The 14,954-nt window shown below is 66.1% G+C and carries 12 protein-coding genes and 1 tRNA gene; 7 read left to right on the forward strand and 6 right to left on the reverse strand.

The window, feature by feature from the left end; all coding sequences use genetic code 11:
• Positions 1-142: 142 nt before the first annotated feature.
• The 3 genes from DK26_RS05340 to DK26_RS05350 form a co-directional block, all read right to left on the reverse strand.
• Positions 143-553, reverse strand: a complete 411-nt coding sequence (locus DK26_RS05340; protein WP_066469132.1) for an MAPEG family protein — start codon at positions 551-553, stop codon at positions 143-145.
• Positions 554-602: 49 nt separating this feature from the next.
• Positions 603-2,096, reverse strand: a complete 1,494-nt coding sequence (gene guaB, locus DK26_RS05345) for an IMP dehydrogenase (protein WP_066469134.1) — start codon at positions 2,094-2,096, stop codon at positions 603-605.
• Between the two features lie 164 nt (positions 2,097-2,260).
• Positions 2,261-2,599: a hypothetical protein gene (locus tag DK26_RS05350; RefSeq protein WP_157089524.1), complete on the reverse strand. Its 339-nt coding sequence runs from the start codon at positions 2,597-2,599 to the stop codon at positions 2,261-2,263.
• Between the two features lie 293 nt (positions 2,600-2,892).
• Here DK26_RS05350 and DK26_RS05355 point away from each other — a divergent pair, with 293 nt between their 5' ends.
• From DK26_RS05355 to DK26_RS05370, 4 genes are all read left to right on the forward strand, one after another.
• A complete protein-coding gene (locus DK26_RS05355) occupies positions 2,893-4,332 on the forward strand; it encodes a DHA2 family efflux MFS transporter permease subunit (protein WP_066469137.1) in 1,440 nt (479 codons plus the stop codon).
• Between the two features lie 58 nt (positions 4,333-4,390).
• Positions 4,391-6,193 (forward strand): single-stranded-DNA-specific exonuclease RecJ, encoded by a 1,803-nt coding sequence (gene recJ, locus DK26_RS05360; protein ID WP_066469138.1) that lies wholly within the window; start codon positions 4,391-4,393, stop codon positions 6,191-6,193.
• Positions 6,194-6,291: 98 nt separating this feature from the next.
• Positions 6,292-6,366, forward strand: a tRNA-Glu gene (locus tag DK26_RS05365).
• 378 nt (positions 6,367-6,744) lie between these two features.
• The gene (locus DK26_RS05370) at positions 6,745-8,025 is read left to right on the forward strand and encodes an adenylate/guanylate cyclase domain-containing protein (RefSeq protein ID WP_066469139.1); all 1,281 of its coding nucleotides are present in this window, start codon (positions 6,745-6,747) and stop codon (positions 8,023-8,025) included.
• A 72-nt stretch (positions 8,026-8,097) separates the two neighbouring features.
• Here DK26_RS05370 and DK26_RS05375 read toward each other — a convergent pair whose 3' ends face one another.
• Positions 8,098-8,523, reverse strand: coding sequence for an Lrp/AsnC family transcriptional regulator (locus tag DK26_RS05375; protein WP_066469140.1), 426 nt, complete (start codon positions 8,521-8,523; stop codon positions 8,098-8,100).
• Between the two features lie 128 nt (positions 8,524-8,651).
• Here DK26_RS05375 and DK26_RS05380 point away from each other — a divergent pair, with 128 nt between their 5' ends.
• Positions 8,652-9,665 carry an ornithine cyclodeaminase gene (locus tag DK26_RS05380; RefSeq protein WP_066469144.1) on the forward strand — a complete coding sequence of 338 codons (1,014 nt, stop codon included), beginning with the start codon at positions 8,652-8,654 and terminating at the stop codon, positions 9,663-9,665.
• Between the two features lie 43 nt (positions 9,666-9,708).
• Here the strand turns inward: DK26_RS05380 and DK26_RS05385 are convergent, their stop codons facing one another.
• Both DK26_RS05385 and DK26_RS29585 read right to left on the reverse strand, forming a co-directional pair.
• Positions 9,709-11,346, reverse strand: a complete 1,638-nt coding sequence (locus tag DK26_RS05385; protein ID WP_083532979.1) for a globin-coupled sensor protein — start codon at positions 11,344-11,346, stop codon at positions 9,709-9,711.
• 93 nt (positions 11,347-11,439) lie between these two features.
• A complete protein-coding gene (locus DK26_RS29585) occupies positions 11,440-12,891 on the reverse strand; it encodes a globin-coupled sensor protein (protein WP_066469146.1) in 1,452 nt (483 codons plus the stop codon).
• A 151-nt stretch (positions 12,892-13,042) separates the two neighbouring features.
• On the opposite strand from DK26_RS29585, the gene DK26_RS05395 reads away from it, so the two are divergent.
• Both DK26_RS05395 and DK26_RS05400 read left to right on the forward strand, forming a co-directional pair.
• Positions 13,043-13,777, forward strand: coding sequence for a Crp/Fnr family transcriptional regulator (locus DK26_RS05395; protein ID WP_248309873.1), 735 nt, complete (start codon positions 13,043-13,045; stop codon positions 13,775-13,777).
• A gap of 148 nt (positions 13,778-13,925) precedes the next feature.
• Positions 13,926-14,927 (forward strand): AEC family transporter, encoded by a 1,002-nt coding sequence (locus tag DK26_RS05400; protein ID WP_349236321.1) that lies wholly within the window; start codon positions 13,926-13,928, stop codon positions 14,925-14,927.
• Positions 14,928-14,954 lie beyond the last annotated feature (27 nt).

The following is a 14,954-nucleotide window of genomic DNA, read 5'->3' on the forward strand; positions in this document are numbered from 1 at the left end:
GAAATCAAGCATGCAGAGGGTGGTTTGCCGGCGCAAGCCGGCATCACGCATTGTTGCGGCATGTAGCGGCAATGTGACACGGCCGGCGAATACCTGTCGCCGGCGTTCGCTTTCAGTGCCGGCGGGCGCGAAGCGCGCCCGATCACAGTATCGCGATGACGATTCCTATCCACATCAAGAACAGGCAGGCGACGCCGGCTGCGTAGACGAGGGCGCGCTGGCGCAGATCGTTGCTGCCGGTGTGGATCAGCGTATGCACGATGCGCGTCGCTACGAAGGCCCAGGCCAGGACCACCATGACATAGCCGGTGGCGCCGACATGGATCGCGATCAGCACCAGCGCGAAGAACAGCACCGGCGTCTCGAACTGGTTGCTGAAATTCGCGGCGGCGAGCCGGGCCGGCTCCGGATAACGCTCGGTCGAGACGGCGACATCCGCCGTCCTGACCTCGCGATTGTCGAAGGCCTTCTTGCGACGCAGGAACACGATCATAAGCACGACGAATGTCCAGAAGACCTGGGCAAGCGCCGGATAGATCAGCTTGAGCGTCATGGCCTACCTCGTGAAGGACCTGCTGCAGACGTGCATCAAAGCAGGTTTCTCACGAGCGGGTGGGATAATTCGGGCTCTCGCGCACGATGGTGACGTCGTGGACATGGCTTTCGCGCAGGCCGGCGCTGGTGATGCGGATGAAGCGGGCCTTGGCGCGGTAGTCCTCGAGGTTCCTGCCGCCGACATAGCCCATCGCCGCCCGCAGGCCGCCGGCGAGCTGGTGCAGCACATTGGCGACCGGGCCCTTATAGGCGACCTGGCCCTCAATGCCCTCAGGCACCAGCTTCAGCGAGTCCTTGATGTCCTGCTGGAAATAGCGGTCGGCCGAGCCGCGCGCCATCGCGCCGACCGAGCCCATGCCGCGATAGGATTTGTAGGAGCGACCCTGGTACAGGAACGTCTCCCCGGGGGTCTCGTCGGTGCCGGCAAGCAACGAGCCGACCATGGCGCAGGCGGCGCCTGCGGCGAGCGCCTTGGCGAGATCGCCCGAATACTTGATGCCGCCATCGGCGATCACCGGGATGCCGGCCTTGTTGGCGGCGGAAGCTGCATCCATGATCGCGGTGAGCTGCGGCACGCCGACGCCGGCGACGATGCGGGTGGTGCAGATCGAGCCAGGGCCGATGCCGACCTTGATCGCATCCGCGCCGGCATCGATCAGGGCCTGGGCGCCACCGGCCGTGGCGACGTTGCCGGCGATGATCTGGACGGCGTTGGAGAGCTTCTTCACCCGCGTTACGGCTTCCAGCACCTTGGCGGAATGGCCATGGGCGGTATCGACCACGATGATGTCGACGCCGGCATCGATCAGCATCTCGGAACGCTCGAAGCCGAGATCGCCGGTCGTGGTCGCGGCGGCGACCAGCAGGCGGCCATGCGCATCCTTCGCGGAGTTCGGATGCGCGACCTGCTTCTCCATGTCCTTGACCGTGATCAGGCCGATGCAGCGGAAATGGTCGTCGACGACGAGCAGCTTTTCGATCCGGAACTGATGAAGCAGGCGGCGGGCCTCGTCCTGGCCGACGCCTTCGCGCACCGTGATCAGCCGGTCCTTGGTCATCAGCTCGGAGACGGGCTGTTCAGGATTGGCGGCGAAGCGGACGTCGCGATTGGTGAGGATGCCGACGAGGCGGCCTTTATGGCCCTGCGGGCCGCGCTCGACCACCGGGATGCCCGAGATCGAGTTGTGCTTCATGATCGCGAGGGCATCGCCGAGTGTCTCGTCCGGGAAGATCGTGATCGGGTTGGCGATCATGCCCGACTCGAACTTCTTCACCAGCCTGACCTGAGCGGCCTGCTGATCGGCCTCCAGATTGCGGTGCACGACGCCGAGGCCGCCGGCCTGCGCCATGGCGATCGCCATTCCGGCCTCGGTCACCGTGTCCATGGCGGAGGCAATGATCGGCAGGTTGAGCGAGATCGTCTTGGTCAGCTTGGTCGAGACATCGACATCGGCTGGCATGACCTCCGAGGGACCCGGCTCGAGCAGGACGTCGTCGAAGGTCAGGCCGTCGCGGATAAGGCCGTCGGTGATCGTTGCCATCGTCAACTCCGGGGCCGGCGGGGCCGGCGCTAGTTCATGGCCGGGCAGGGGCGCCCATGGCCGAGTTGACGAGGCCCGTTATCATGCGGGCGCCGAGGCCGCTAGGGGGCCACGGCGGAAAGTTGTCATGGACGCGCCGCGAGGCGCGTCCACATCCGGACCGGTTATTGCTGCCGACCCGCGCGCGAACGTTCCAGCTCGGCCGTCGGGGTCGTCGAGGGACTGACGAAGAAGCAGCCGCGCTCCATCATCATGGCGCCCTTGGCATTCGCCATCGCCTGGCATTCCTTCTGGCGGGCGCAATTGTAGACGCGCAGCGCATCGCCGGAGCCAGGCGAAACCACGCGCTCGGCGCAAGCGCGTTCCCAGCTGTTTGACTGGGCGGTCGCCGCGGTGGAGCCGAGGCCTGGGAAGGCGAAACCGGCGAGGATCGCGAAGGCGGCGGCTCGGACAGGCGCGCCAACCGGCGCCATGCGAAGAGAATGCTGCACTTGATTAGACATGGGACACCTTCGCCGGCGCACCGGCCCTTCCGATCTCGAATGTGAAGATCTTCGCCCCGGACCTCACATAGGGACGCGGCCCCGTCTTTGACCTGCCGCGAACGCATGGCCAGTTTGTCATCACGTATCCGTGCCAAGGCTTGCGCCTGCCTCGCAGTCGCCGTGAGGCAGTTGGATGGATTCGTCATGCAGCAGGCGCAACCCGCGCAGGCCAGCGATTCGTACCACCGTGCTCTCGTCAGCGGGCGGATCGCGGATTAAGGCTGACGCGCAGCCCGCCAGAAAGTCCGCCCGTGCAGCGCGCCAAGCTCCTGCCCCTGATCGTCGCCTGTGCGTTGTTCATGGAGAACACCGACTCGACGGTGATCGCCACCTCTCTGCCGGTCATCGCGCAATCGCTCGGCGAGGACCCGATCGCGCTGAAGCTGGCGGTGACGTCCTATCTCGTCAGCCTCGCGGTCTTCATCCCGATCTCTGGCTGGATGGCCGACCGGTTCGGCGCCCGCACCACCTTCCGCACGGCGCTCGGCGTGTTCATGCTCGGCTCGGTGCTCTGCGCGCTCTCGAACTCGCTCGGCGCCTTCGTCGGAGCCCGTTTCGTGCAAGGCATGGGCGGCGCGATGATGGTGCCGGTCGGCCGCCTCGTCATCCTGCGCAGCGTCGAGAAATCGCAGCTGGTCAGCGCGCTCGCCTATCTCACCGTGCCAGCGCTGGTCGGCCCGGTGGTCGGGCCGGTGCTGGGCGGTTTCATCACTACCTATTTCGACTGGCGCTGGATCTTCTTCATCAACCTGCCGATCGGCCTGCTCGGCATCGTGCTGGCGACGAAGTTCTTCGAGGATATCCGCGAGGAGGATGTGGCGCCGCTGGACATCAAGGGCTTCCTGCTGTCCTCGACCGGCTTCGCTGCCCTGATGCTCGGCCTGGTCACGGGCGGGCGCCATCTCGTGCCCGAGAGCGTCTCCTACGCCTGCGTCGCATTCGGCGTCCTGGCACTGGTGGCCTACTGGTTCCACGCCCGGCGCACCCCCTATCCGGTGCTCAACCTCACTTTGCTGCGGATCCCGACCTACAATATCGGCGTGATCGGTGGCTCGATCTTCCGCATCGGCATCGGCGCGATCCCCTTCCTGTTGCCGCTGATGCTGCAGCTCGGCTTCGGCCTGAATGCGCTGCAATCGGGGCTGATCACCTTCGCCTCGGCGGCCGGCGCGCTGATCATGAAGACCCTGGCGAAGACGATCCTGCAGCGTTTCGGCTTCCGCCGCGTGCTGACCTTCAACGCCCTGGTCGGCGCCGCCTTCCTCGCCGCTTCCGGCCTGTTCACGCCTTCGACGCCGCATTGGCTGATGCTCTCGGTTCTGCTGATCGGTGGCTGCTTCCGCTCGCTGCAGTTCACCGGAATCAACGCGTTGAGCTATGCCGATGTCTCGAACCGCGACATGTCGAGCGCCACCAGCCTGTCGAGCGTCGCGCAGCAATTATCGCTCAGCCTCGGCGTCACCATCGGCGCCTTCGCGCTGGAGACGGCGAACGCCTTCAATGGTGGCCAGACACTGGGCGCGGCCGACTTCTGGCCGGCTTTCGTGCTGGTCGGGCTGATCGCGGCCTCCTCGGCGTTGTGGATGGTGCGCCTGAAGCCCGATGCCGGCGCCGAGGTCTCCGGTCATGCGCCGGTCAGCGCCCGCAAGGCGACGGCACAGGCGATCGAGGACCAGAAGCCGCTCGAATGATTGACGGCATGTCCCCCATACGGTTGACGAACGCGCCCCGCCGGGCGACCGGTGGCAGATGACTTCCGTTTCCCAGCGCGCCTTTCTCGGCGTCGAACGCTCGGCGCTCGGGCGCCCCTGGCGCGACCGGCTCGACATTGCGGGGCTGGCGCGCGCCGAGGCCCTGGCCCAGGTCGAAGGCGTTCCCGACGCCGTGGCGCGCATCCTGGCCGGGCGCGGCGTCGCCGCCAGCGAGGCCCTGCGCTATCTCGAACCGAAGCTGCGCGATCTGCTGCCCGACCCGGCGGTGCTGCTCGACATGGGCGCCGCCGCACAGCGACTGGCCGAGGCGGCGGTGCGTGGCGAGAAGGTTGCGATCTTCGGCGACTACGACGTCGACGGCGCCTGCTCGGCCGCGCTGCTCGCGATCTTCCTCAAGCAGGCCGGCGCCCGACCGCGCGTGCATATTCCCGACCGGCTGATCGAGGGGTACGGCCCCAACAGCGAGGCGATCGCCATGCTGGCCGGGGAGGGCGCGACCCTCCTGGTCACGGTCGATTGCGGCACGACCAGCCATGAGCCGCTGCGTGAGGCCGCCAGGCTTGGGCTCGACGTCGTCGTGCTCGACCATCACCAGGCGCCGGAGCAGCTGCCGGCTGCAGCCGCCATCGTCAATCCGAACCGGCAGGACGATCTCTCCGGCCTCGGCCATCTCTGCGCGGCCGGCGTTGTCTTCCTGACGCTGGTCGCCACCGCGCGCGAGCTGCGCCGGCGGGGGCATTGGGCGAGCCGGGGCGGGGAGCCCGACCTGCTGGCGCAGCTCGATCTCGTCGGCCTCGCGACCGTCGCCGACGTCGTGCCGCTGATCGGTCTCAATCGCGCCTTCGTGCGTCAGGGTATTGCGATCCTCAGGCTGCGCCAGCGTCCCGGCCTTGCGGCGCTGCTCGATGCCGCCGGGCTCGACGGGCCGGCCCAGCCCTGGCATCTCGGCTTCCTGCTCGGCCCGCGCATCAATGCCGGCGGTCGGATCGGCGATGCCGGCCTCGGCGCCCGCCTGCTGATGACAGATGACGAGGTCGAGGCGCGCAGCATCGCCGCCGAGCTCAACCGGCTGAACCAAGAGCGGCAGGAGATCGAGCGCGCAGCCGTCGAGGAGGCCGTGGCCGCGGTCGAGCACCGTCTCGGCGACGCGGCCGAGCATCCTGTCCTGCTGGTCGGTTCGGCCGATTGGCATCCGGGCGTGGTCGGGCTCATCGCCGCCCGACTCAAGGAGCGGTTTCGCCGGCCGGCCTTCGCCCTGGCACGGCATCCCGATGGCGGCGCGACCGGCTCCGGCCGTTCCGTCCCCGGCGTCGATCTCGGCGCCGCGGTACGCCGTGCCGTCGAGGCCGGGCTCGCGATCAAGGGCGGCGGCCATGCCATGGCGGCGGGAATCACCCTGGCGCCGGGACAGGAGGCACCCTTCACCGCCTTCATGAGCGCAGAGCTCGCAGCCAGTGTCGCGGCCTCGCGAGAATCCGAGGCGCTGCTGGTCGATGCTGCGATCAGTGCGGGTGGTGCGAATCCCCGTCTGCTCGCCGAGATCGACCGCGCCGGCCCCTTCGGCTCCGGCTGCCCCGAGCCGGTCTTCGTGCTGCCGGCTCATCGGCTCGCCGATGTCGTCGAGATCGGCAGCGGCGGGCATTTACGCGTCAGATTGCGCGCCGGAGACGGTAGCAGCATCGGCGGCGTCGCCTTCAGGGCGGCGCAGGAGCCGCTTGGCCAGGCGCTGCTGGCGGCGCGCGGCGAGCAGGTCCATCTCGCCGCGACGCTGACCCTGAATCGCTGGGGCGGCTCGGAGAAGGCGGAGCTGCGCGTGCTCGATCTGGCAAGGCCGCTGTGAACGGTCGACAGAAATCCGAAAACCGGGCTTGCCCAACCGCGGCAGGGTGACTATAGCTCGCCCCGCTTCGCAGCAACGCCGCCTCGCGGCAGAAGCTCGCGACCTTCGTCTATCGGTTAGGACACCAGCCTTTCACGCTGGGGAGACGGGTTCGACTCCCGTAGGTCGCGCCACTCAACTATGGGTGGCCCAAGTGGTTGAAAATCAGCGACAATCAGAGATGAAATATCGAGCGCGCTGCCCGCGATGTCTCGTACTTGGATCCCTGCCATAGAGCTTTCGGACCTTGTGTCATCAGTGTTGCACAGTGCTGTCGGCTGCAAATACGGTTCCGATTCAGGCTACTAGCGGCCAACCCGCACCGCTGCTGATGTCCTCCCATCGCTTGCGGTCGGCGGTCGAACTCAAGCTGCGGTTGGGTGGCGTGTTCCTAATTGCCGCGCTACATCTTCCCTGTCCTGACGGCCGAGTATGAGGGATCTCACCGGGAGAAAGGTCGCGTGCCGTCAGTTCGGTACAGATGCGCTGGTATCACGGTCGAGACCGGCCGATTGGACGCAACGCTGCTCGACGTATCGATCGCTCACAAGATCATCCACTGGCATGAATGCGGCGGCCATGGTCGCTGCACGACTTGCCGGGTCCGCATTCTGGACGGCGCATCGCACCTGTCGGAGCCGACAAGGCGTGAGGCGGAGCTTGCGAAGGCCCGGGGTTGGAACCCGACGATTCGGTTGGCGTGCCAGACGTCCGCGAGCGGAGATGTCACGCTGGAGCGGATCGTGCTCAGCGAAGCGACGGCGAGCCAGCTTCGGGCCGAGACAATCGGTCGAGAGGCCGGTTCAGAACGTCAGCTGGCAATCCTCGTCTGCGATATGCGCGATTTCACCGCGCTCGCGGATTCGAACAGCGCATTCGACGTCGTCCATATTCTCAACCGCTTCTTCGAGGCGCTCGGGGATCCGATCCTCCTCAACGGCGGCATCATCAGCCACTATGCCGGGGACCAAATCTGCGGGCTTTTCGGACTCGATGATACGAATCCCACCCGGATCTGCAGTGGAGCGATACGGTCTGCATTCGGGATGGTGGAGGCGATCGAGGGGCTGAACGAGGAGCTCGCGCGCGCCTTCGGCATCCGGCTCAGGATCGGGATCGGGGTGCACTTCGGCAACGCCATCCTCGGCGAAGTCGGCCATCCGACGCTTCGCAGGCTCACCATAATCGGCGATGACGTGAACACTGCGAGCCGCATTGAGTCGATGACGAAGGAGCTGGGGGCCACGATCCTCATCTCGCGGGCCGTCGCTGAAAGAATGGCCGCCGGGTCGCTCTCAGTCGCTGAGACCAAGTTCGCCCGCTTGCGCGGAAGGCGGAACGACGTCGAGCTTCTTGCGGTTGACGGCTTCACCGACCCCAGCCCGTTCACCCTGGCGCAGCGCTCTGTCGGCCGGCTCCTCAACGCGCCTTCCGCGTTTGCCACGCAGTTCTACGCGAACCTGTTCGCCATGCGACCCGAGCTGGAGAAGCTCTTCGTCAACGGTACCGGCGCCCAGGGAGCGATGCTTTCTCACATGCTTCGGAGCGTCGTGTCGAGCCTTGAGAAGCGCAAGCATGTACCGATCGGTCTGCAGACGCTGGGTCGCAAGCACGTCGGGTACGGCGTCGAGCTGGATCACTACGGCACATTCAAGGCCGCGATGCTGAAGACGATCAGCGACGTCATCGGGCCGGGGCCAACCGGCGATATCGAAGAGTCCTGGTCGCAGACTCTCGATGTGATCCTCGCTCTCATGAAAGAAGGAGCTGGCACCGAGCTCCGTCGAAACTGAAGCGAGGAAAGGCGAATGGCTTTCGTCGAATCTTCTCGATTGGGGATGCTGGGCTCTGCGCGGACGCGCCGCTCAGACCGAACTCAGAAGGATGCTGGTTTCGCTGTTCAGGACGCCGTCGATGGTGCGGACCTCGCGCAGGACGCGGTCGAAATCGCTCAGGCTGTCGGCGCGGACCTCGGCAACGAGGTCCCAGCCGCCATTGGTGGTGTGCAGGGAATGCAGTGCCGGCAGGCCGCGCAATTGCCGGATCACCGCCGTCGTCGAGCGGCCGGTGACTTCGATCATCATGATCGCCCGGATCGCCTTGTCGTCGGTGTCCTGCCGGAAGCGGACAGTGAAGCCGAGAACGGCCCCCGATTCGAACAGCCGGTCGAGACGGCTCTGCACGGTTGCGCGCGAGATGCCGAGGATCGTGGCGAGCTTCGAGATCGGCGCGCGGCCATCCTCGCGCAGGGCGGAGATCAAGCGATGATCGAGCTCGTCGAAAACGTGCATGACAAAGTGCTCAATTATGATTGGCAGATTGCTCTTATTTCTGCCTCTGAGTGAACTTGTTCGCAATTCTTAGTGCAAACTGCCTTGTCGTAAAATGGAGAGAACGAGATAGCGGAGGAGGGCGCGCGATGATGCGGTATGTGGGCGTCGACAACATGGTCCGGCTGGTGAGGGCCGTCGGGGTCGAGGCCTATCTGGCCGGGCTCGCGGGCTATATCGAGGAGGACTTCCGGCGCTGGGCCGAGTTCGAGAAGACGCCGCGCGTCGCCAGCCATTCCCGCGATGGCGTGATCGAGCTGATGCCGACTAGCGATGGCGCGCTCTACGGCTTCAAATATGTCAACGGCCACCCGAAGAACACGCGTGCCGGGCTGCAGACCGTGACGGCCTTCGGGGTGCTGGCGGATGTCGGCACCGGCTATCCGCGCCTGCTCTCGGAGATGACGATCACCACCGCTCTGCGCACGGCGGCGACCTCTGCCGTCGCAGCCCGCTATCTCGCCCGCAAGGATGCCGAAGTGATGGCGATCATCGGGCTCGGCTCGCAGTCGGAGTTCCAGGCGCTCGCCTTCAAAGCGCTGAACGGCATCAGGCGCCTGCGCGTCTTCGATATCGATTCGAGCGCGACAGAGAAATTCCTCGCCAATCTCGCTGGTCAGGGCTTTGAGATCGAAGTGGCGGCGAGCGCACAGGAGGCGGTCCTCGGCGCCGACATCATCACCACCGTCACCGCGGACAAGCTGAAGGCGACGATCCTCTCCGACAACATGGTCGGCGCCGGGGTCCACATCAACGCGGTCGGTGGCGACTGCCCAGGCAAGACCGAACTGCAGCGCGAGATCCTGCTGCGCGCCGACGTCTTCGTCGAGTTGCCGGAGCAGACCAGGATCGAGGGCGAGATCCAGCAAATGCCGGCGGACTTCCCGGTGACCGAGCTCTGGCGCGTGATCGTGGGCGAGGCGGAAGGCCGCCGCGCCCACGACCAGATTACGGTCTTCGATTCCGTCGGCTTCGCCACCGAGGATTTCTCGGCGCTGCGCTATCTCAGCGACCTGATCGAGGGCACCGACTATTATGACGAGATCGACCTGCTGACCGAGCCCGAGGATCCGCGCAACCTGTTCGGCCTGCTCGCCGCCTAAAGGCCGCGGCCAAGCGCGGGTGCGGAGAGGCGAGGGGTGCGCTTCACGCCGCTCCCTTGCCTGCGAGTGCACGCGGACCGGGAGCGTTTTCGGAGAGCGCCTCCAGAGCGAGTCGCCTCAGCCGGTCAGGCTCACTGGTCGCGGAACGCGCGACCGACCGTGAGCCTTGCGCCGCAGACGGGTCGACCTTGAACGTCGCGACCAGCCGGTCCAGCGCCTGGACCTGGCTCGAAAGTGCTGCTGCAGAGGCCGCGCTTTCCTCAGCCAGCGCGGCATTCTGCTGCGTCGTCGCATCCATGATCGCCAGTGTCTGGCTCATCTCGTCGATCCCGCTCGCCTGCTCCGACGAGCCGGAGGAAATGCCGGATACGGCCGAGGCCACCTGCTGCGATGCCGCGACGATCCTCTCCAGCACGGAGCCGGCGGAGCGTACCAGGCTGACACCGCGCGCGACCTCGGTGTTGGAAGCGCTGATCAGCGCATTGATGCCCTTGGAGGCTTCGCCTGAGCGTTGCGCGAGGGTGCGCACCTCCGAGGCGACCACGGCGAAGCCGCGGCCGGCATCGCCGGCGCGGGCCGCTTCGACGGCGGCGTTGAGCGCCAGCAGATTGGTCTGGAAGGCGATGCCGTCGATGAGGGAGGTGATCTCGGCGATCTTCTTCGAGGCATCGTCGATCCCCGTCATCGCCTCGACCGCCTGACGGACGATCGCGCCGCCCTCTTCGGCGACCAGCATCGCTTCGCGGGCGGCCTGCTCGGCGTTGCGCGAGGTTTCGGCGTTGCACTTGACCGAAGCGGCGAGCTCCTCGGTCGTCGCGGCGCTCTCCTCGAGCGAGGCCGCCTGTTCCTCGGCCCGCTCGGCCAGATTCTGCGAGGCCTGCGAGACCTCCCCGACGCTGGAACGAATATCCCGCGTCGTCGCGAGGATCGTTCTCATCGTGTCCTGCAAGGTGGCGACCGCCGCGTTGAAGTCATCGCGGAGCTGGCTGTACTCGGCCGGCAGGTCATCAGGCATGCGATAGGTGAAGTCGCCCTGGGCCATGGCAGCCATGGCCTGCCCGACGGAGCTGACGACCGCTGCGCGCTCCTTTTCCAGCACCTCCCGCTCGCTCCTGAGGCGAGCGGCCTCGGCCGCCTCCAGGTAGACCGAAATCGCAAAGTCCATGTCCAGCAGCGTCGCCTTCGCGACAGCGCTCACCTCCGCGCTCACCGATCGGGCACTGGCCGCGCCATCGCTCTTGCTTTGGCGAGCCCGGAACGCCTTTCCGAAGACGCCTGCCGCCCCTTCCTCGTCGGCCTGTGGCCAGCGCGCCGCGATGATCTTGCCGATCAGGGCTTCCAGAACGAGGCCGTAGCCACCGATATACCATCGCGGCGCAAGGCCGATCCGGGCATGGACCTGGCCGACCTTCGAGACGGCGCTGACGTAGCCCTCGTCGAACCGGCCGCCTGAAATCATGTCCCAGTGAGCGATCTGCTTGCTCTTCGCCCCGGCGATCTCGGGTTCGTCTGAAAAGAACGCCTTTGTCTCGGGAAATGCTCGAACCTGATCGTAGAAGTCATCGAGCGCCCTTGGCAGCGCTTCCATGATGATCGGTCTGGCGCTCCGGATGCTGTCCAGGGCGGCCTTGTCCAGCTTCATGAACTGGAGACGTTCGGATAGAGCGCTCGACGACGACATGTGACTATCCCGATGGCGTGAGTTGCAGGCTTGGATCGAGGGCAGGCCAGGTAAATTCGTTCGTTGCGATGAGTTCTGCGTGCGGGCGCTCGGTCAGGCGGCTCTCACCGTCGACAGGAAGATCTCGGCTTCGGACATCAGGCTTCCGGCCTGCCGCGCGAGGTCGGTCGTGGCCGACAGGGCATGCGCGGATGCCGCGCTCGACTCCGAGGCGCGCCTTGTCACGCCGACGATGCTGTTCGCGACCTCGGCCGAGCTCTGCCAGGCCTGCTGGAGATTGCCTGCGGTTTGCTGGGTCGCCTGTTCCTGGTCCGCGATCGCGCGCGCGATATCGGCTCCGATCGCGTTCATTTCGTCGATGGTTCGCCTGATCGTGCCGACCGCGGCTGCCACGTACTGGGTGAAGTCGCGGATGGCTCCGATCTGGGCATCGATCTCCGAGGTCGCCTGGGCCGTATGAGTGGAAAGCAGCCTCACCTCCGCTGCGACGACCGAGAAACCGCGGCCGGTTTCGCCCGCGCGCGCCGCTTCGATGCTGGCATTCATCGCCAGCAGCCTGGTCTTGCCGGCGATCTCCCGGATCACGTCGACGATCCCATCGATCCGGTCGACGGAGCCGGTCAATTCGCCCACTTGGCCGCTGATCTGCTGGGCTTCGGTCACCGCGCGCGTCGAAACCAGGCCGGAGGCCGCGATCTGGCGACCGACTTCGCTGAGGGAGAGCGCGAGGGCGTCGGTCGCTCCGGCGACCGCTTCGATGTTCGTCGTCGCCTCGAGCGAGGATTCCGTGGCGGCGTCGGCCTGCTGCAAGGTCTCGCTCGACGAGACGGCGAGTTGCCCCGCCGAAGCCTGCAGATCGTTCGCGGCAGTGGTGACGGAACGGACGACGGTGGCGACCACCTGCTCGAAATTGCCGGCCAGGCTTTCCAGCGTTTCCCGCCGCTTGCGGCGCTCCGCTTCGAGATAGACGCCGATTGCCAGATCCATGTCGAGCAGGGCGGCACGGTTGAGCGCGATCGCCGCGCGCTGCATCCGGTGCTCCCTGCCGATGCGCCATCCCGCCTTTGGCCTGCCGATGCGGGCGATCAATCGCGCCAGGATGAAGTTGTAGCCGCCGATGTACCAGCGTGGCTCCAGCCCAAGCCGGCAATGCACCTCGCCGATACGCCTGACCGAATTGGCGTACTGGCTGTCGAACGCCGCCTGCGTGATCAGTTCCCAATGCGCGATCTGCATCTGGCGAGCCCGCGCGAGCACGGTCTCGTTCGGGAAAAGCCGGGACACCTCGGGAAAATGCCGGAGGTGACGGTAGAACACGTCGAGCACGCCCGGCAGTTCAGCCGCGACGATCGGACGGATCTCGCGGAGCAGGGCGCGGGCCTCGTCGTCGATCCCGGCGAAACGGAGCCTTTCCGAGATGTCGTCGCAGCACGGCGCATGGCCCGGACCGTTGCCGGAGAGAGGGCGACCAATCAGGGATGGATTGGCGCGCTCGGAGCCTCCGGCGAGCGCTTCCGCAACCCTTTCAGGTCCAGGCAGACTCATGGAATAACTGCTCCCTGCGCCGTGATCGCCTCGCGGAACGGGGACCGAGAGGATGTGAACGATTCCGTTCTTATTGAGTACCGTAGCGTACGTTACGCAAGGTTAATAGAAGATTGTCCGCCATGGCCCAGCGCAACGCCCGGGGGAATGCTTGAAGCAAGAGTTGAAGGGCGATTTCGATATCCGGAATCAGGTGTTGCTCTCGGTTCGGCCCGAGGCGCGGGCCTTCATCGAGCCGCGCCTGATCACGCGGCGACTATCTCTCGGCCAGACGCTGAACCAGGAAAACGAGCCCTTCACGCATGCGATCTTCCCGCATGAAGGCGTGATCTCGCTCAAAGCCGAGATGCGCGACGGGCGCAGCGTCGAAAAGGCCTCGATCGGCTATGAGGGCTTCATCGGTATCCCGTTGATCATGGGCGGAAGCGAAGCGATCAGCCAATCGACGGTCGCGGTTCCCGGCTATGCGTCCTGGCTGTCCATCCAGGACCTGGACGATGCGATCGCCGGCTTTCCCTGCGTTCGCGAAGCCATGCTGCGCTACGCCAAGAGCCTGATCATCCAGCTGCTCGAAACGGTGGCCTGCAACAGCCTTCACAGCGCCGAGGAACGTATCGCGCGCTGGCTCGCGCATGCGCATGACCGCGTTGTGGGCGACAGTTTCCAGCTCACCCAGGCGGCGATCTCGCAGGCGCTCGGCCTGCGTCGGGCGACCGTCAACCAGGTCTGCTCGAAGCTGATGGAGAACGGTGCGATCGCCTATTCGCGTGGCGACCTGACCGTCCTCGACGCCGACCGGCTCCAGGGCCATGCCTGCGAGTGCTATGGCCGGGTCCGCAAGGCGTTCGAGATCAATGCGAAACCCGTCGAGCGCTTCATCAGATAGGCTGCGCACGACCCGGCAAAGACGGCAGGGCCGTTGCCGGTGATCGGGCGCGCCATGACTGAGGCGCATGGGTGCGCAGGTTCTCATCCACCGCCCCGCATCCTATAAGGCCGTACCGCGTGGTTCGCCTTTTTCGGGAAGGCACCAGGTGGACGAACCCACCGAGTGCAGCGCCCGCATGGCCGACCTCGCCAATCTCTTCAATCTGGTTGCGCCCTTCTTCGGGCTGATCGTGCTCGGCTTCGCCGTCGGCCGCTACAAGCAGCTGCCGGAGGAAGGGCTCGCATGGATGCAGTTCTTCCTGATCTATGTGGCGCTGCCCTGCCTGTTCTACCGGCTGATCGCCGACAAGCCGCTGAGCGATCTGACCAATTGGGGCTTCGTCGGCGTGACGACGACGGCGACCTTCCTCGCCTTCGTGCTCTCCTTCGCGCTCGGCTACAGATACACGCGGGGCAACATGCCCCAGGCGGTGATGCAGGGGGTCGCCGGCTCCTATTCGAATATCGGCTATATGGGGCCGCCGCTGATCCTGGCGGCGCTCGGGCCGGTCGCGAGCGCCCCCGTCGTCCTGATCTTCGTCTTCGATAATCTGCTGCTGTTCTCGCTGATCCCGTTCCTGATGGCGGTGGCCGGCGTCGAGAAGCGTAGCCTCGCGGCAACTGCCGGCGACGTCGCCTGGAAAGTGGCGACGCACCCCTTCAACCTAGCGACCGTCGCCGGCGTGCTCGCGGCCTTTACCAAGCTCGAACTGCCGACCGCGATCGACAAGATGACGCTCTGGCTGTCGCAGGCGGCGGCGCCCTGCGCATTGTTCCTGCTCGGCGTCACAGTCGCGCTACGGCCGATGAAGCGCATGCCCGGCGAATTGCCGGCGCTCGTCTTCATCAAGCTGGTGCTGCACCCCTTGCTGGTCTGGGTGCTGCTCTCGGCGTTGGGCAATTTCTCCGATGCCTGGATCTATGCGGCGGTGATCATGGCCGCGCTGCCGCCGGCGCTGAACATCTTCGTGATTTCGACGCAGTACCGCGTCGGCGTCGAGCGCGCCTCGGCCTGCATCCTCGTCGGCACCATCGTCTCTACGGTGACGCTGACGGGCTTCCTGTGGCTGGTGAAGACGGGCAGGATGCCCGCCGACCTCTTCCACTGAGCGCCCGGCCGGGCCTCGCCAAGGGCC

Origin of the sequence: Allobosea sp. WAO, from assembly GCF_001509835.1 — a bacterium.
In the GTDB taxonomy this organism is placed as follows: domain Bacteria; phylum Pseudomonadota; class Alphaproteobacteria; order Rhizobiales; family Beijerinckiaceae; genus Allobosea.